Origin of the sequence: Okeania sp. SIO2B3 (genome assembly GCF_010672525.1) — a bacterium.
Classification (GTDB): Bacteria; Cyanobacteriota; Cyanobacteriia; order Cyanobacteriales; family Microcoleaceae; genus Okeania.
Map to the genome: position 1 here is coordinate 1 of NZ_JAAHGH010000130.1, position 18,040 is coordinate 18,040.

The following is an 18,040-nucleotide window of genomic DNA, read 5'->3' on the forward strand; positions in this document are numbered from 1 at the left end:
GGGGAAGAGGGGGAAGAGGGGGAAGAGGGGGAAGAGGGGGAAGAGGGGGAAGAGGGGGAAGAGGGGGAAGTAAGAATTTTGTCTACAGTCCTCACACTTGCGTGTATTTTTCAATACAATTTTCTCCCGAAAAAGCCGCTCTTAGACTTACCCATAACTTGTCTTTTTTGTCTACGTTTTATGTTAAGAAAGATGTTTATAAAGCATAGGTTAAAACACGGGGGCCTTCAACGTAGCTTTTCGGTAATAGAAAATGGAAACCTCTTGCCTAAGCCATATTAGCTAGATAGTTGGTATTTGATAAAGATTTGATAAGAAATCTTGCCATTGCGATCGCTGTACCCTCTTGAAAGGGAAAAATAATAATTGAGCTATACTGTGAATGTAGAAAACAAAAATTATTCTACATTCTATAAGCTGGCCTGTGAGACTTTTTTTAACTGATGGGGAGTTTGAGGGGCTATAAGTCCCGCGCTCTATCTGAAAGATGAGCGTCGGGATACATGGACCTCTCAAGCAGATTTTTTCCGGTCAATCCCGGAAAAAATCTGCAACAGTATAGATATAGAGCTATAGAGTAATCATTCTGTGTGAGAATTTTTGTATGACTCTAACCATCAACTATCGCTATCGACTTCACCCCGACCCCATCCAAGAGCAAACTATGCTCCATTGGTTGGAAATATCTGGCAAAGTGTACAACTATGCCTTGCGGGAAATCAAGGATTGGGTGAATGCCCGTAAGTGTAGTTTGAACTATTGTTCCCTATCAAAAGAATACATCATCCCAGCTAACAAGTCTTTTCCAACCTACTACAACCAGCAAAACGCACTGCCCCTGGCCAAAAAAGCATTCCCAGAACTCGAGAGTTGTTCCCTCTCAAGTTCTGCAAACTACAATTCGTAGATTGCACGATGGTTGGAATTATTTCCAGCAAAGAGGTTATGGCTTTCCTCGCTTCAAGAAGTTTGGCCAAATGAAGTCCATGCTGTTTCCTCAATTTAAAACTAACCCCATTACAGGTTGGCAGATTTCTCTCCCCAAGATTGGAATTATACCAATTAACTTGCACCGACCAATTCCAGAAGGTTTTGTAGTCAAGCAAGCAAGGGTATTAAGGAAGGCAGATAGGTGGTCCGTAGTACTCACGCTCCAGTCTGAGGTATCGAGACCAGAAGCTCAACCTCACGGAGAGCTGTGATAGAGACTTGAATGCAGCGTTAAATTTAGCTATGGCGGTCAGTTCGACCGTGACAGCTTGTGGACTGGATAACGCCGACGTTGCCAGAATGAAGCAGGAATAGAACAGATAATCATAGATTTCTATAGATTATCATAGGTTTCTAAGAACGGTTTTAGCTCCTTTACATATATAAAATCTTAATTTCTAAACTAAATTTTAGGGAAAATTGGGAAGGCATCATGTCCAAGCGCAAGGCAGTTAATATTTTCAAATACATTTTTACACCCCTAAGTAGGTTTTTTAGGATAGCTATTAGACAGTTGAAAGACTTCCTACTTAGACTAATGGCACGAAGCAAGCGCCCAGAGTCATCTAGGGCTGGATTCGTGTTGCCCACTGTAACTATGGTTTTGCTAGTAGTAGTTCTACTGAGTATTGCAATTACATTACGCTCATTTAATCGACTCGAAACTGCCAGGGTAAGTAAAGTAAACCAAGCAACCCTCGCAGCAGCAGCACCAGCACTAGATAGAGCAAGCGCGAAATTAGACCGACTTTTTGAGACTAAGTTTCAAGCAACTCCAAAAGACACATTCCTTTATAGTCTTCTAGAAAGTAGCTTATACGATTTTGGAGATGAGATGCGTCTGAGAATAGCTTTTGATGTAGACGGAAGCGGAGGTATTGACCCACCAAACGACACATTAGCACTAGATGATGATGAGGAAACTCAAACTGCTTGGATGTTTCCTGTAGATACAGATAATGATTCTAAATACGATAGCTACGGCTTGTACAGCATATTGTTCCGTAATCCTAGTCGTTATGAAGAACAAGGAGATAATTTAGGAGAGTTTAACCGCAGTAGAAATCCATTAGAAGCTAGAACACCACCAATGCTACCTGCAGGTAGTGAGGCCAATGAAGTTTGTCAAGCAGCAAAAGGTACTAGTTCTAGTATTGTAGGAGACTCTGATTGGTTTAAGTCAGATGGAGAATTGAAGAAAAGCTTCTTTATTTATGCTGCTACAGTACCAATTACTGCAAACCAAGCTGCAGCTCTTGGAGATAATTATGAAGCAGGTGCAAGTGGTTTTTCGGCTTTAGAATATCAGCAAGATAGAGAAAGAACTCCTGCTAATAATAATGCCGTTTGGTTTGAGGATGATCTAGAGTTGAGTAATGTCTCTAACTTTAGGGTAAATGGTCGAATTGTTACCAATGGTAATTTAATGCCAAGGTCTGGTAGTTTTGGTCCAATTGTGTTCTATCAAGTTAGCGATCATAGGTCTTGTTTCTACGAGGCTGATAAAAGTAAAATTTTAGTAGGTGGTCATGTTAGTTTAGGGGATTTACGATTTAATAACGAGGATGATTCTAGAGCAGCAGAGGTACATAGGTTTAGAGAAGGAGATCTTCCTACAGGTATAGGTGAACTAGGGGAAGGTATTAATGGCACAAATAAAACAACGACAGAAATTGGCGGTGCAGAGGTAGCCAATAATATTAGAGCTTATAATGCACGCATAGGTAATATGGTCGATACTGCAATGCTTCTGCATGATACTAGCGCCGGATGGACAGCAGGATCAGGCGATCCACGTCCTGTTCCTGATGAAGATTGTAGTGACTGCACTGGTTTGCCAGAGGGAGTAATCACAGATTATAGAGATAGGGCAAATGGAGTTGGTAGTAGGGAAGTTCTAATAGATACCCTAGAAACTTACTACAAAAACAGAACTCGCAAAGTTCCTTTTGCAGACACTAGCTCTAATGATTTGCCTGGTGGATTTACTTCTAACTATGAGCCACCTGATAATTGGAATGACATTACTACTAATAATTTAGATATACATCTAGGTGGAAATAATTTAGCATTCTTGCCCACGAGCGATCCAGACGATACAGATGAGGATGACGAAAATTTTATCGGCGATCGTATTTCAGTGGGTTATGGTTTGCCCTCCTTAGACCTTCAGGGAGATAAAAAAAAGGCGGACTTCAATCCAGCTCAACAATGGAATGACCCTAATGATATAACTCAACCTAGTGGAAATATACGGACTCAAGAAACTCAAATAGATAGTCTCCCAGACTTAGGAGCTACTTTCAGGAATGGCTACTGGGAACAAGAAGCTGCGAAAATACCGAAAGCTTATGAAAACTCTGGCGGAGTCAGAATAGTAACTGGTGCTGGTATTTATCTGCCTGAAGATACTACTCTTGCTGCCACTGACTGGGGAGAAGTTTGGTCTGATACAATGCCAATGGCTCAAGGTCATCCAGAGGTGCTAGACAAATTACCAGATAACAGACCTTACTTACAGATGCGGGGGACAGTAGTTTATCACTATACACAGGGTCAAGATGAAGACGACCAGGCAAACCTAGAACAAACACCTTATGCTTGTGTTAGTAGCTATTACGATCCAACTGATGCTACTAGCGCATCAAATGAAGAAACTTTGCCTTTGGGTGCAGCAGATGGTTTATCCAATAATGGGATTGTATACAGTCCACCCACAGCAAGAAACTTTACAGATGCAGACTTAGTGGTTCAGTCAGAACTAACATATCCAGACGGACGATATGTAAATAAGCCACTGAGAGATGCTATTAATCGTCCAGCAAGCGATCGAACTTTTGCAGATTACTCCGCTGTGGATGCAGCACAGTGCGCTCTGGATATAATAGCAAACCCAACAAGCGCAAATGAGATTATTCCTCACGGGTCGGTGAAAGAAGTGGCTTTCCTTGATGCCAGGGAAGTAAAATCACTCAACCGCTTAAACACAAATGAAGACGAAAAAATAGAATGGTTGGAAATAGCAGAGATAGCAAATTTGACAGACCAAGACTGGACTAGAGACCTCTATGACCTACCATTGGAGCAACGCCAACCATTAGAAATCAGAGCGACAGAATTAGATTTAAGCCTATTTCGGTCAACACAGATAGGGGGTGAATTTCTACTACCCAATAGTGGCGTGATTTATGCTACTCGTGATGATGCTTTGACCGATGTAACTTCGGTAGAAGATGAAGATTTGGGAGGCGATATCAACGACCCAACTTTTAGGGAACAGTTAGATAGTTCCTCTGATTTTCTGCTCGATCCTTCTCGTCGTCCTAATGCTATCCGATTGATTAATGGTACTGATATCTCCCGTGCTACTGGCACAGTTAATAGTGGAGAACAACAGACAGAAAAAGGTTTAATTTTAGCAACCAATTTACCAGTTTATATTCAAGCGGCAGCAGAAAATGGGTTATTTGGCTTTAATCTGCATAAAGATCCAAACTCTGGTACTCGCAGGGATGAGTTCAATAATATTTTAGATTCTGACTGGGGTGATTTCTACGCTCGTGGTAATGAGAATGCTCCTAATGATGGTTTGAATAGGAGCTTTGCTTGTCGTAATGGTCAGGATGGTTGTGATGGTAATGGGGACCAATGGCGGACTGCAACAGTTCTTGGAGATTCCATAACTTTATTATCTAGTGACTGGCAAGATGGTTTTCGTAATCAAGGAGATTACGACCTGCGGAATAATGCTGGTAATTCGGCAGTGGTAAATCGTTTACAAAATGGTTTCTGGTTCAATGATTTTGTTACCAGTGCTGACTGGGTGGATGATACTAATCAATATCCTACAGCAGATTTTATGACATCTTATCTTGCTAATGCTGTTACACCTATTCAAAGGCGGGTAGATAATTTTCCAGAGTATGTGATGGAAATGTGTCCGAAACTTCCGGTTTCAGAATGTGGCGCTCAAGATTGGGTGGTTGGTTATAATTTTAATGCCGATCCAGACTGGAATGATAATGAAGTGACTTTGACTGCTGCCTTCGGTTCGGATGTAGACCTTAATGGTGATGGTGATGCTACTGATACTGATGTGACTGAAGCAGATGTGACTTTGAAAAGAGCATTTGAGTTGGCTGCTATTCCTCCAAGTACTCCAAATCCTCTTAATTTTTCTCGGTTACTATCAGGTACAACAGCACAACCAGCAGGAGTAGATACTTATCGACGCTTTCCGAGAAGGTTGGCTTTCAAAAGAGATGCTTACGGAAACCTCGATCCTGTTCTTGACGGTGCAACAGCACCACAAGATTATGCAATTCCAATAGGAGTTAATGCTAGTGCAGACTTTCAAGAATATGACTATGCTAATTCTGCTACTGTACCAAGGAATGCAAATGAAGGTCTCTGGTATTGGACGACGACTAATGCTGGCGATCCTTTTGGAGCACCTACCAATAATGCTAATAATGGTTATGATGCTAATGCTTTACCCTTTTATTACGATCCAGCAGCTTATTATGTGAATTCAACAGAAACTACTGCACAGCAAGCTACAGAAATTGAAAAGCATCGTTTAGTTCTACCTGCTCCAGTGCTTCCAGACCCACTAGAATTAGCCAGACAAGCTTTAAACGGAACAAACACAACAACAGGTGAAGATGATTCTAGTGATGACCCTTCTGATTATACTTTTTGTATTGGCAGTGGTAATGGAACAACCGAATTAAACCCAACTACCATTCCTGCCGATACTGCTTGCGCTACTGGAGGAGTAGTAGGAGGTAAAATACAAACTGCATACACACAACTTACAGATGCCGTACTCCCTGCTGATACAATTACCACAGACCCAACACCATGGGATGGTACTACTGATGTAATAATTGATGCTATCAATAGTACAGACGATGATGATAATGGAGTTATTGTATACGATATTCCTTCTAGTGTTACTACCATAACTCCAGATGTAACAATTACCCTCAAAGGAAATCTGAGTTCAATCTTCGTTCTCAGAACCCCTGGTAATCTGACATTTGGAACTGCTGGAAGCAGAGGAGTCAGACTAGAATTAGAAGGAGTTAATCCCAATAATGTTTATTGGGTGGTAGCTGGCAATCTAGAGTTTGCAAACGCTAGTGCTGACGCTGATAGCGACGGTAATGCTGATCGACCTCATGAGCTAGCAGGTAATTTTATTGGAACTGGTGATTTAATTATAGGAAGCGATACAGAAATCGTTGGAGGTCGTTTCCTGAGATTCAGTAGTAGTAGTGTTATCCCTGCAAGTAGCTCTATTACAGCTATGACTTCAATAGAACAACCCCTAGTAGTACCAATGCTGCAAATACATTCTGCTACAGGAATTCCAGGCAATGGCGTAAATGCTGTTTTTGGAGGCACAGGCCAAAACAAACAAAACAGTATCCAACGCCAATGGTTGCAAGTAGCAGCAGCAGGTTTCTCCGATGCCTCATCAACCCGCGAAACCATGTATAACGGAGCATTCGTTGGTCGTAATACTCCTTCCAGAAGTGACACAGGAGAAACTTCAGGTGGTTTGCACAACTTCCTGCGGACATTAGAAATGTGGGGTGATAGTCAAATTGGTGGTAACCTGGCACCAAGAACAATATCTATCCGAGGTAATATTATCCAGTCCGGTCAAAGCGAGTATGCTACGGGACCGTTCTTGCCAACAGACAAAACAGGTACTACACTCGCGGGTATGTTCTATCAACTTGACGGCAGTAACCGGGCAATATACCGATGGAATGCTGCCGACCAAGGATATCCCTACAGAGGTGGTGCTGCTAGCCAACGGGCACCATATTATTGGCCTGCTCAACGTTCTTGGGGTTTTGATGTGGGTATCCTATACCAACTACCTGACTTGTTCGCTCAAAGGTTAACCACTGATTCAGAAAGCACACCGGATGAATATTTCCGTGAAGTTGGTAAAGACGACGAATGGGTGAAAGTATTGTTGTGTGCGAAGGATGATGGAGACAATTTCGTTGTGGATGAGAGTCTACGTCCAGATGATTGTCCTTGGTAAAAAAGCAAATAGATATCTCCGGAAATTAAGATTGAACAAAAATTTTACAAGGGTTTGAGATTAATTATTCGGAGATGTCTAAATTATTAAATCAGAGACAATTGAAAATACTAAAAATACAGGAAGGTGATTCAAATGAAAACTATCAAGAAAAGAAATATATCTAATACCAGTGAGTCTGGCTACACTATCCTAGAAGGAATTATAGCAATGATTGTAGTAGCTGTGCTGATGAGTGCAGTTGCACCTGTAATTGCTTTTGCAGTGGGTACTAGGGTACAAGCACGCAGATTAGAGTTAGCAACTCAAGCAGCAAATAGCTATATAAATTGGGTGAAAAATGACCCGACAAACAATACTCCGGCTATATTAACTAATGACTCAGCTAATGTTAGTGTCGATGCTCTTAGTTGCGATGATAGTGGAGAATATTGTGCTATGACCCCTGGTATAGGAGGACAATTTTATTGTGTTGATGGTGATGATGTAGCTGGCTGTCAGGACAGTAGTTTAACAGATATGATAGTTCATGGCGGAAGCACCACCACAGCAGGCAATAGTTCTACATATGCTACTAATTTTGCAGATGATGCTTCCAGAGGTAGTGTAGGTTATCGGATGATAGTTCGGGTTTATAGAGCTAATGCTTTCAAAGATGCAGCTCAACTAACTTTTGAACTACCCTCAACTTATGTTAATAATGCCGGACTAGCAACAAGTTATGTTGATGGAGGTGAACGGATAGAAAGACCTTTATTTCAAACCCAGACAGATATTAGTCCGGTAACAGACAAGTATCAGAACTTGTGTGAACGTCTGGGTGGTTGCAGCTAATAATTAGATTTGATCAAGGAAAAACAGGGATGAAAATTTTACTAAACTTACTCTTAAAAATTAATTTAGACAAGAGACTGCCAAAATCAGCTCAAAATATTAGTGGCTTCACTATGATTGAGTTATTGGTGGGAACAATTATTGCTGTTTTGTTAATTACACCGTTATTAGGTTTTGTAGTTGACATACTAAACACAGATGTTAAAGAAACAGTTAAGACAAATACAGAACAAGAACTCCAAGCAGCAGTTGATTACATAGAACAAGACTTGAGCCAGGCTATTTACATTTACGATCAAGCCGGTATTAATTCTATTGAGGATCAACTACCCTATAACGAAGACACCACGAGAACTCCTACACTGGTATTCTGGAAGCGTGAAAGAGTAGAAAATTCTGTACCAGTAGTTGGTTGTACACCACTTAGTGATGAAGAAAAATGTTGGGATGATGCTTACGTTATGTCTTTGGTTGCTTATTATTTAATGGAAGATCAGAAAGATGCGTGGTGTCAGCCATCAGGAGATAACTGTCCTGGAAGGATTGGCAGGTTTTCAATTAGAGATGAAGTAAAAAAATTTGATGGTACATGGGTTTGTGATGGAACTCCTAGTCCTTGTACGACTGAACAACAATCTCAATTTGCTAAATCAGAGGGTTTTGATAACTTCGATCCAGATGATTTAACAGCCTGGGAAAAAGATGGAGACTATGACGCAAATAATACACCAGAAGTCTTACTAAATTATATAGATGAATTTCAGCTACAGTCAGTAACTGCTAATAATGAAGATGAAACCGATACTAGCCCCTCTACTACATCTAATAATTTAGCTACCATAACTATTAAAGGTAACGCCTTACGTCGTTTGGAAAAAGATGCTAATTGTGGAACAGACCCCTCTCCATTTTGTCCAACTGCAACATTACAAGTGCGAGGTGGTAGTAAATATGGTCAGTGATTAATCACATAAACACTTTACCATTATTAGTAAATAACTTTATTCCTACATTCAGAAATATATATTATGAAGAATTTAGTATTATCAAAACTTTCTCAAATTTATTTAAGACCAAAAAGCACTAAGCATCAGAAAGCTGAAGCAGGATTTAGTTTAATAGAGCTAGTAGTCATAGTTTTAATTATCGGAATATTATCAGCGATCGCTGCTCCCGGTTGGAATGCTTTTATCACTAGACAGCGCATTCGTACTGTGAATAGCCAAGTATTGCAAGCTTTACAGAAAGCACAAAGTCAAGCTAAATCAAAAAAAGAAGATGTAATGGTAATATTTTACGATCTGAGTGCAACTCCTCCTATAGATCCAGCTTTAGATCCACCAGAAGTAGATGGCATTGAATATAACTTAACTGCCAATGGGGAAATTAAAGCGGGAATGGTAACATTAGCTTCTGGTGTTTGTACAAATGAAAATTGTACTGCGTTTAATGCCACTCCAGATGTTACATTTGACTATTTAGGTACAGTAAGCCAAGATAATGTGCCTTTTATTGTCAAGGTTTCTACACCAGATGATGGACTCAAACGATGCGTAATTGTTGAAACTCTCTTAGGTGGAATGAGAACAGCAGAAGGAGCTGATTGCCCATAATCTAATTTCAGCCTATGCTTACCACAAAATAACTGCTCTTTGACATCCTCCCCGGCCTAAAGGCGCGGGGGTTCCTACCGAGCCGTAGCTCCTCGGCGAGTTGACGTTTTGCTGGCGCAAAGCTCCGCTAACACAGGCTGCTGCACCCACCCCTCTTGCTCCCCTCCCGGGAGGGGATGGGGGTGGGTTACGCTTGCCTCCACGTCCGTTTTTTGTCTCGGACTGCCCGCCCGCGACTAATATATTTATTGCTGCGTTTTCATCACGGTCCTGTTTAGTACCACAGTTGAGACATTCCCACTCTCGCACCTGAAGGTCTAACTTTCCACCTTTAAATCCACAGCTAGAGCAATTCTGAGATGTCGCTTCCCAACGACTAATTACTCTAAAATCACGACTGTATTTTTCTGCTTTTCCTTCTCATAGCGTTCGGAATTGTCGCCAACCTAAATCAGAAAGTGCTCTTGATAATTTGCGGTTTCTAACCATTCCAGAAACATTGTCATACTTCTAAAACTATTACTTGGTTTTCGTTAATAATTTCAGTAGACAATTTATGTAGAAAATCTGTCCTTGTATCTTTTAACTTGCCATGTTTGCGTAGCATTCCGTAGGAAAACTTAGCAACTCTCAATCTGGATTTTTCATATCGTTTAGAACCCTTGGTTTTGTTAGATAATGACTTGCTTAACTTACGTTAGCGCAGCTCCTCTGTTTGCGTTTGCGCAGCATCCCGTAGGGAAGCATTCCGTAGGAAAAGAGGCTATTTCTTAATCCGTTTTTTCAATGGTTTAGGAGCATCCACTTTTTCACCGTTGCTCAAGGTAGCAAAAGTTTTAATTCCTAAATCTATACCTACAGAGTTATCATTTTTAGGCAATACTTCTGGTGAAATTTCTACCACAAAACTCAGAAAATATCTATTAGCTGAATCTTTTATTACTGTTACGGAGCTAGGCTCACTAGGCAACTCTCACAGGCGAAATAATTTTCAGCTTTCCAATCTTAGCTAAATAGACTTTGTGTTGACCAACTTTAAAGCCACCCTTTCTAAACCTTGCAGTCTGTCTTGATTTCCTACTTTTGAATTTAGGAGGTTTTACAGGTTTACCTTTCCTCTTACCTTTGGTGGAAGTAAAGAAATTTTGATACGCTTGGTTTAAATCATTCAAAGATTGCGCTCCGTGGTATATTAGAAACTTCCGATAACCACTCTCTATCTTCAGTCTTTTTTGCTTGGGTAATAAACTGTTTTTGTAGCTTTTCGTTAGTGGGTTTCTTCTCTCCTAATTTATACTTTTCACAGGCAGCAAGCTAGACGATCATTCCAAACAACACGGACACAACCAAATAGCTTTGCTAATCGGTGTTTTTGTCCCTGTGTTGGATATATACGGTATCTAAATCTCGCTTTCATCAAATGGCCTCTTGACTCACAACATGATAACATAATTTGTTGCACAAAATCAACTAAAAAGTCGCCCGCTTATGGGCGAGGCTTGAAACCCAATTTTCTGGTCAAAGCAACCCCAGGCTAACGACAGGGCATTTTTTTATGTCAAAAAATATTACTCTATTTGACGTTAAATTGTAAATTGTTAAAATAATAAACAGAGGTAAAAACATTTGAAAACAGTCAATCAGGGTTGAAATGAACGTAAAAATATTAAACTCCGCAAAATCAACTATTATTCAAAATGCCGCGAAAAATCTCTCAGAAAAATCACTTAAGCAAAAAGAAGCAGGATATAGCCTCACAGAATTAACATTAGTCGTACTAATTCTTGGTATTATTGCCGCGATCGCCACTCCCGGATGGCTAGCATTCACCAATAACCAACGCCTCCGCACTTCCACCGACAGAATATACCAAGCAATGTTCGCAGCTCGTCGCAATGCCATGCGAGATAAAACAGCTTGGCAAGCAAGTTTCCAAGAAACCACCAATATTATTGGGCAACCCGTCATTAGGTATGCGCTACATAAACCAGCGATCGCTCCCGACGACCTACCAACCTCAAGTTGGAAATATCTAGAACCTGGTATTGAGATAGACGACAACGAGACAAATGACAAAGGTAAGTATGAAACCACTCTCCGGATAGTTAAACCTGACACCAATACAGTTACTACCAACAAAACAGACCCCATTTACCGTGCCCTTTTTAATTACAAAGGCTGTCCAGTTTACAAACCTACTGACCAATGTACTCAAACTAGCATCCAAGCAAAAGGGCGTATTGCTATAAAGCACCAAAACCAAGACAAACCCAAAAGATGCGTAATTATTTCAACTCTGCTTGGAGCTATGCGAACTGGAAAAGATAACTCCAAAGCAGATAATACAGGAAAATATTGCCATTGAAATGGTAGGTTGGGTTTCGTTTCTCTCAACCCAACATTATCTAATTTCCGTTCTACTAAACTTACCCAAACTTACCCAATAGGGTTTTGGAGCTAGCTTCCTGCTTCTGTGAGAACCACTGACCGTAGTCTGTAACTTATTCTCTCCACAGGCTTAAACTCGCTCTTGACTCAAGCTACTTATACACATAGTTTTTCAAGTTGACAGCAGCATTAAAATCTCTGTCAGCTTCAAAACCGCATTCACTACATTTGCTAACGCAAAGCTGCGCTAACATAAGTTCTCAAGTTTAACGGCATTTTCTGTTGATGACCACAGTTTGAACATATTTGAGAACTTGGATAAAATCTAGGAGCTATGACTAATTTACTGCCGTACCATTCACATTTGTATGTTAGCTGACGCTTGAATTCATAAAAGCCACAATCAGCACCCACCCCCATCCCCTCCCGGGAGGGGAGCTAGAGGGGTGGGTTGTGATTTTTGAGCATTCCACTTACGTTTAAATCCTCAATTACTATGGTGCTGTGGTTTAAAGCTCGCCCATAAGGTACGGATAAATATTCCTATTAAAATTTTTCCTCCGGTTTCGCGATCGCATTAAACCATTCTGAAAAGTTAACTGGCACAAAGCAGTTCATTTAATTGTAAATTCAAAAATAAAAATCTATAACCTACTATTTCCCTATACGCAATAATACAGAAACAAGACAAATGTAATATGTTTTAGTTGGCTTTTCCTTGTGAACCCAACCTAGTCTGGGTGTGCTGTTGAGTAGATTCAAAGAATACTAACACGACCGCTCTACTCATCCTTTGGCGATCGCATCAAAAGTTAACTGGCACAAAGCAGTTCATTTAATTATAAATTAAAAAATAAAAATTTATAACCTACTATTTCCCTATACGCAATAATACAGAAACAAGACAAATGTAATATGTTTTAGTTGGCTTTTCCTTGTGAACCCAACCTAGTCTGGGTGTGCTGTTGAGTAGATTCAAAGAATACTAACACGACCGCTCTACTCATCCTTTGGCGATCGCATCAAACCATTCTGAAAAGTTAACTGGCACAAAGCAGTTCATTTAATTATAAATTAAAAAATAAAAATTTATAAACTACTATTTCCCTATACGCAATAATACAGAAACAAGACAAATGTAATATTCTGCAAAGCTCCGAATGGTGCCCGTACAGGAGTTAGGAGTCAGGAGGTAGAAAGGAGTTTTTCGGTAACTAAATAAATATAGCGCTGTGCGCAGGCAACAGCTCATCTGGCAACAGGCAACAGGAGGAATAAAAAACCGATATTGTAAGACTTTTAGCTATTGGACAGTTCTTGTAATTTGTAAAGTCTGCCAGTGCACATTGCTATAGGTATAATTTGCACTATTGTTTGAGCTTAAAACTTACCCAAAGTTGAATTTCATACCTCAAATCAGCAACGCCCTTTTTCCTGAAAACTGGGGTTTTTCAGTTGTTTTTCCGTAGACTGGGATCGGATCTTCATTCAAAAAATTAGCAGCATTTGACGGATGATATAATTAGCTGAGTTATACAGGTTTTTGGAGTGCCATGATAAATAATCGATCTCCGCCCAAAATCGATGTTCTCTCTTAATAATATGTCTTTCAGCTAGCTTCATCAGCTTCCCTGAGATTTTAACTCAGCTATGATCTTTTCTGTTTTTCGTTTCGATCTTCGCGGGTCCGTAAATTCGCACTTCAAAAAGAAGTAATAATAGGGATAAGTTATGGTTTTGGGTTTCACTGTCGCTCAACCCAACCTACATTAGCTATTTTCATGAGATGTAATTATTAATTATTAATTATTGAACAAAACTTTCCTCCATCTCCAACACCTGCCAAACTTCTTCCATTAACTCCTTTACTCCAACACCCGCAACAGCAGAAATCAAGAAAACTTTTCCCCCACTAATCTCCCTAAATCTACTCACCAAGTCCTGAATTTCTACACTGTCTAAATCTACAGCATCAATCTTATTCAAAGCTAAAATTTGCTTTTTATCTTCCAAGTTTCGCCCATAAACTTTCAACTCATTTTGAATAGTCTGATAATTTTCCACCGGATTAATATCTGTAATATCAACCAAATGCAACAATAACTTAGTCCGTTCAATATGCCTTAAAAATTCATGCCCCAAACCCAAACCAGCAGAAGCACCTTCTATTAATCCTGGAATATCAGCAAAAACAGTACCATCTCCCGTCGGTTTTCTCACAACTCCTAAATTTGGAACTAAAGTAGTAAAAGGATAATCAGCAATTTTCGGACGGGCAGCAGAAAGAGCAGCAATTAAAGTAGATTTTCCCGCATTTGGTAACCCAATAATTCCCACTTCAGCTAATAGTTTTAATTCCAATCTTAACATTCGAGTTTCACCTTCCAACCCAGGCAAAGCATATTCTGGAGCGCGGTTACTATTACTGAGAAAATGTTTATTTCCTAATCCACCTTTACCACCTTTTGCAACACAAAAACTTTGTCCCGGTTTAACCAAATCTCCCAATAATTCCTCAGTTTCCGCATCATAAATCATCGTACCAGGGGGCACTTCAATTAAGCGATCGCTCCCCGCAGCACCAGTCATATTTTTTGGACCGCCACGCTTACCATTTTCTGCTTTAAAAATACGCTGAAATTTAAAATCCAGCAAAGTTTGGAGATTTTCAACCGCCACTAAAATCACGGAGCCACCACGGCCACCATTACCACCAGATGGGCCTCCAGCAGGCACATATTTCTCCCGGCGAAAGGCAACCATACCATCGCCACCTTTACCAGCTTCTACTTGAATTTCTGCTTGGTCAATAAATTGCATATTTATAGGACAATGCTGCTGATTTTTAGTTGAATAAAAAGTCATGTATAGGGGCGAGTAGCACCCAATGATTACATCATATCACAATTTTTTTTGGGATGCAAGAGAAAATACCTTGCCTCCAACGATTTTTTCTTGAGCTTCACAGAATGATCTTTTTCGGAAACTTTAATTTCTCAAAGTCAGGGTATTTGACATCTCCAGGGGTTGAAACACCCTGAATTCTGTGGAAAATCCACCGAAAACGTGGATCCGCGTTTTCTTCAAGCCTGTCAACAGACTTCTACACTCCTCGGCATAGACCATTATCTAGCTGTGAGCTTACATTTTTTTTGGTTAGCTTTCACGAGTGGTTTTACTTGCTGAGTGCTGAGTGCTTTTTTAATGACTATCGTCGCCAAAGTTTAATAGTTCTGTCCTTACTACCACTAGCAATGCTATGACCATCAGGACTAAAAGTAACCCGATAAATTTCATCTTGATGCCCATTCAAAGTATGAACTAATTCCCCAGTATCTAAATCCCAGAGCTTAATATCATTATCCTTACCACCACTAACAATATATCGACCATCTGGACTAATATCAACAGACACAACTTCAGCAGTATGACCAACAATAGTTTTGATTAACTCCCCTGTTTTTAAGCCCCAAATTTTAATAGTATGATCGTAACTGCCACTAACCATTTTTTCCCCATCTGGAGTAATATCAACAGACCTAATTACACCTTCATGTCCAGTCAAAGTATAAATTAATTCTCCAGTATTCAAATCTTCAACTTTGATAGTTTGATCTGCACTACCACTGACCAATATTCTACCGTCGGGACTAATAGCAATAGAATAAACAACATCTGAGTGATCAGGGAAATTAAAAATTAACAAACCCGTTTCTAAATCCCAAACTTTAACAGTTCTATCCCCACTAGCACTAGCAATTGTTTGACCATCAGGACTCATCGCCACAGACCAAACAGGTCCCCAATGCTCAAATACTCGAAATACATCTCCTGTTTCCAAATTCCAGCTGATTACCCTCCAATCATAAGTACCTGCCACCAATTTAGTACCATGATTATCCACAGCAACTGACCAAATTGGAGAATCATCTGCAGCTAATGTGTTGATAACTTTTCCTGTAGGAACTTCTAAAATTTTTACCGTTGTATCTCGACTTCCAGTAACTAAAGTTTTGCCATTAGAACTAAATGTCAGAGCACCGATAGAAGCATTAAATCTAGACAAATCTTCAACTTGATAATTCTGCCAATTTATACCTTGTTGACAATTTTGTAAAAGAGATTGAACCTCAGCAAAAATGCTAGATTCTTCACTAATTAGAGTTCCTTGATTGATACATTCTTCATAATTGCGCTCTATATATAAGTTTTTGACAACATTCAATTTTGTCGATTCTTCTTCTTGCTTTTGTAATACCTCTGATTGAGGTAGTTGTAAATAATTGGGGAATTTCAGATATCTATATATAGCAAAAAATATCACAATTAAAGTAGCAATAACTCCTAAAATCAACTGCCAATTCAAAGATAATTGTTTGTCATTATTGCTAATTTTTTTTTTTAACTTAGTAAGTATAGATTTCGGTAAAACTCTGTTTTCTATTAACTCTATATCTTCTTGAGTTAGTCCTAAAATTTGCTGTAGACGCCCTAACTCCTGGCGAGTTTCTGGAGTAAAAGGATATTCTTCCTGAATCGCAGCTTTTAATGTTTGTTCATATCTTTCTCCTTTCACCCGATATTTACGGTAAGGATTTAATACTTCATCCTCAATTATTTCCGTTTCTTCCCGGGAGAGTTCTAAACTTTCTCTAAGTTCATCTAAAATTCTTCTCCCAACAAGAGAAATATCTCCTCGCTCGCTCGCTCGACGAATCACCTCTTCCCGATAAATTTCTTGATTATCTATAGCTAAATTTGGAAAGTCATTAATTTTTTTTAAATCTGCGATAACTTCTGCTGCTGACTGATAACGTTCGTGAAAGTTATAGCGCACCATCTGATCTAAAATATCTGCTAAAGGAGTAGAACAATTTGTTAGGTATCGCCAAAAAATCTCTTTTTTTTCACCATTTTCATGCTCCTTTAGTTTCGATAATTCGCTACTAGGTAATCCCGTAATCCCCTGAATACCAATCATTCCTAAAGCATAAATATCACTATTGAATTGAGGATTATATTCAAATTGTTCTATGGGCATATATTCCATAGTACCAATGCGAGCTGTAGGATTTTGCTGACCAATATTAATTTCTTTAACAGCTCCAAAATCAATTAAAACTAATTGATTATCCGATTTTCTTCTAATTAAATTAGCAGGCTTAATATCTCGATGAATTACACTATTTTCATGGACAAATACTAAAATTTCTAAGACTTCACTAAGAATGGAAATTACTTGTTTTTCAGATAGGGGTTTACCAGGTAATATTTCATTGTCTAAAGATTGACCAGCAATAAAAGATTGAACTAAAAAAAACTCTCGCTCTTGCTCAAAATATGCAAGTAGTTGAGGAATTCGATCGTGTTGAGAAAGCTTTTCTAACATCTGTGCTTCTTTTTGAAATCGGTCGCGAACGATATTAATTAATCTTCGATCGTCAATATTTGGCTGTAGATGCTTAATCAAACATTGTGCTTCTCCAGGACGACGAATATCTTGGGCTAGATAGGCATGGCCAATTTCCCCTGATTCAATAATTTTTATAATTTGATAGCGTCCATCTAAAATATTACCAATCATCATTATTGTGGTAGAGCCTTTTTTTAGTTGATTATGCCATGAAACAATTTACTTATCTTGACATCTAAAATTGAAAAAAATAGTTTGAATTAAGGATATTTTCCTGATACCAAAACTAAAAATTAGAAGCTTAATTGTAGTCCTTAATCATTAATTGATAGGTAAGCATTTCCTGCGGAATGCGCAGCAAATAGCTGTCAGCTATCAGCAATCAGCTATTGCTTTTAGTTTTAGATAAAAGCTTGAGTAATTGAGTCAGAATTTATACTTACCTCTAAAAGCTGGCTTGAAACTATATATTCATTAAAATCTCGTCATCATAGCTTATAGCTAACAGCGAGCTAGCTGAATGCTGACATTGATAGAGATATGTTACTCCAGAACACAAATTGATTCTGCTCAAAAGTCTCATATAGAAACCAAAATCAGAATTTGGGCCACTCAAAACCACAGCACAATTTCGGTAGTGCTATTATAGATAGAACCAAAGCTCAAATCAGGTATAGGGAGTTAAGTGGATGAGTCATGAAATTATAGCAATTAGGAGACCTGTTAGGCCAAAACAGC

General features: G+C 39.2%; 13 protein-coding genes and 2 pseudogenes. 8 read left to right on the forward strand and 7 right to left on the reverse strand.

The window, feature by feature from the left end; translation table 11 throughout:
• The 7 genes from F6K15_RS34000 to F6K15_RS34025 form a co-directional block, all read left to right on the forward strand.
• Nucleotides 1–282 (forward strand): hypothetical protein (locus F6K15_RS34000; protein WP_293069940.1); only part of this gene is annotated, 282 nt, incomplete at its 5' end.
• A 322-nt stretch (nt 283–604) separates the two neighbouring features.
• Nucleotides 605–907 (forward strand): helix-turn-helix domain-containing protein, encoded by a 303-nt coding sequence (locus F6K15_RS38870; protein WP_363269303.1) that lies wholly within the window; start codon nt 605–607, stop codon nt 905–907.
• 1 nt (nt 908) lies between these two features.
• Complete coding sequence (locus F6K15_RS38875) at nt 909–1,202, forward strand: hypothetical protein (protein ID WP_363269305.1); 294 nt, start codon at nt 909–911, stop codon at nt 1,200–1,202.
• Nucleotides 1,203–1,423: 221 nt separating this feature from the next.
• Entirely contained in the window at nt 1,424–7,054 is a 5,631-nt protein-coding gene (gene hpsA, locus F6K15_RS34010) for a hormogonium polysaccharide biosynthesis protein HpsA (protein WP_293069942.1), read from the forward strand.
• Between the two features lie 135 nt (nt 7,055–7,189).
• Nucleotides 7,190–7,888 carry a hormogonium polysaccharide secretion pseudopilin HpsB gene (hpsB, locus tag F6K15_RS34015; RefSeq protein ID WP_293069944.1) on the forward strand — a complete coding sequence of 233 codons (699 nt, stop codon included), beginning with the start codon at nt 7,190–7,192 and terminating at the stop codon, nt 7,886–7,888.
• 29 nt (nt 7,889–7,917) lie between these two features.
• Nucleotides 7,918–8,850 carry a hormogonium polysaccharide secretion pseudopilin HpsC gene (hpsC, locus tag F6K15_RS34020; RefSeq protein WP_293069946.1) on the forward strand — a complete coding sequence of 311 codons (933 nt, stop codon included), beginning with the start codon at nt 7,918–7,920 and terminating at the stop codon, nt 8,848–8,850.
• 66 nt (nt 8,851–8,916) lie between these two features.
• The gene (locus tag F6K15_RS34025) at nt 8,917–9,501 is read left to right on the forward strand and encodes a prepilin-type N-terminal cleavage/methylation domain-containing protein (protein ID WP_293069948.1); all 585 of its coding nucleotides are present in this window, start codon (nt 8,917–8,919) and stop codon (nt 9,499–9,501) included.
• Between the two features lie 18 nt (nt 9,502–9,519).
• Here the strand turns inward: F6K15_RS34025 and F6K15_RS38880 are convergent, their stop codons facing one another.
• From F6K15_RS38880 to F6K15_RS38895, 4 genes and pseudogenes are all read right to left on the reverse strand, one after another.
• Entirely contained in the window at nt 9,520–9,882 is a 363-nt protein-coding gene (locus tag F6K15_RS38880; RefSeq protein WP_363269313.1) for a zinc ribbon domain-containing protein, read from the reverse strand.
• Nucleotides 9,883–10,003: 121 nt separating this feature from the next.
• A pseudogene (locus tag F6K15_RS38885) lies at nt 10,004–10,405 on the reverse strand (transposase).
• Between the two features lie 58 nt (nt 10,406–10,463).
• Nucleotides 10,464–10,673, reverse strand: a complete 210-nt coding sequence (locus F6K15_RS38890) for a hypothetical protein (RefSeq protein WP_363269308.1) — start codon at nt 10,671–10,673, stop codon at nt 10,464–10,466.
• Nucleotides 10,674–10,801: 128 nt separating this feature from the next.
• Nucleotides 10,802–10,951, reverse strand: a complete 150-nt coding sequence (locus F6K15_RS38895) for a helix-turn-helix domain-containing protein (RefSeq protein WP_363269310.1) — start codon at nt 10,949–10,951, stop codon at nt 10,802–10,804.
• 201 nt (nt 10,952–11,152) lie between these two features.
• Between F6K15_RS38895 and F6K15_RS34035 the strand changes: the two genes are divergently transcribed.
• On the forward strand, nt 11,153–11,866 hold the full coding sequence (locus tag F6K15_RS34035; RefSeq protein WP_293069950.1) for a prepilin-type N-terminal cleavage/methylation domain-containing protein: 714 nt from the start codon (nt 11,153–11,155) through the stop codon (nt 11,864–11,866).
• Nucleotides 11,867–12,041: 175 nt separating this feature from the next.
• Here the strand turns inward: F6K15_RS34035 and F6K15_RS34040 are convergent.
• The 3 genes and pseudogenes from F6K15_RS34040 to F6K15_RS34050 all read right to left on the reverse strand — a co-directional run.
• Nucleotides 12,042–12,405, reverse strand: a pseudogene (locus F6K15_RS34040) (RNA-guided endonuclease InsQ/TnpB family protein); the annotation flags it as partial.
• A gap of 1,290 nt (nt 12,406–13,695) precedes the next feature.
• On the reverse strand, nt 13,696–14,709 hold the full coding sequence (gene obgE, locus F6K15_RS34045; protein WP_293069952.1) for a GTPase ObgE: 1,014 nt from the start codon (nt 14,707–14,709) through the stop codon (nt 13,696–13,698).
• Between the two features lie 388 nt (nt 14,710–15,097).
• Entirely contained in the window at nt 15,098–17,476 is a 2,379-nt protein-coding gene (locus tag F6K15_RS34050) for a protein kinase (RefSeq protein WP_293069954.1), read from the reverse strand.
• Nucleotides 17,477–18,040 lie beyond the last annotated feature (564 nt).

Excerpts from the sequence above, each read along its gene's own strand:
- F6K15_RS38870 (WP_363269303.1), top strand. The coding sequence starts at position 605 with ATGACTCTAACCATCAACTATCGCTATCGACTTCACCCCGACCCCATC.
- hpsA (WP_293069942.1), top strand. The coding sequence starts at position 1,424 with ATGTCCAAGCGCAAGGCAGTTAATATTTTCAAATACATTTTTACACCC.
- hpsB (WP_293069944.1), top strand. The coding sequence starts at position 7,190 with ATGAAAACTATCAAGAAAAGAAATATATCTAATACCAGTGAGTCTGGC.
- hpsC (WP_293069946.1), top strand. The coding sequence starts at position 7,918 with ATGAAAATTTTACTAAACTTACTCTTAAAAATTAATTTAGACAAGAGA.
- F6K15_RS34025 (WP_293069948.1), top strand. The coding sequence starts at position 8,917 with ATGAAGAATTTAGTATTATCAAAACTTTCTCAAATTTATTTAAGACCA.
- F6K15_RS38895 (WP_363269310.1), bottom strand. The coding sequence starts at position 10,951 with ATGTTATCATGTTGTGAGTCAAGAGGCCATTTGATGAAAGCGAGATTT.
- F6K15_RS34035 (WP_293069950.1), top strand. The coding sequence starts at position 11,153 with ATGAACGTAAAAATATTAAACTCCGCAAAATCAACTATTATTCAAAAT.
- obgE (WP_293069952.1), bottom strand. The coding sequence starts at position 14,709 with ATGCAATTTATTGACCAAGCAGAAATTCAAGTAGAAGCTGGTAAAGGT.
- F6K15_RS34050 (WP_293069954.1), bottom strand. The coding sequence starts at position 17,476 with ATGATGATTGGTAATATTTTAGATGGACGCTATCAAATTATAAAAATT.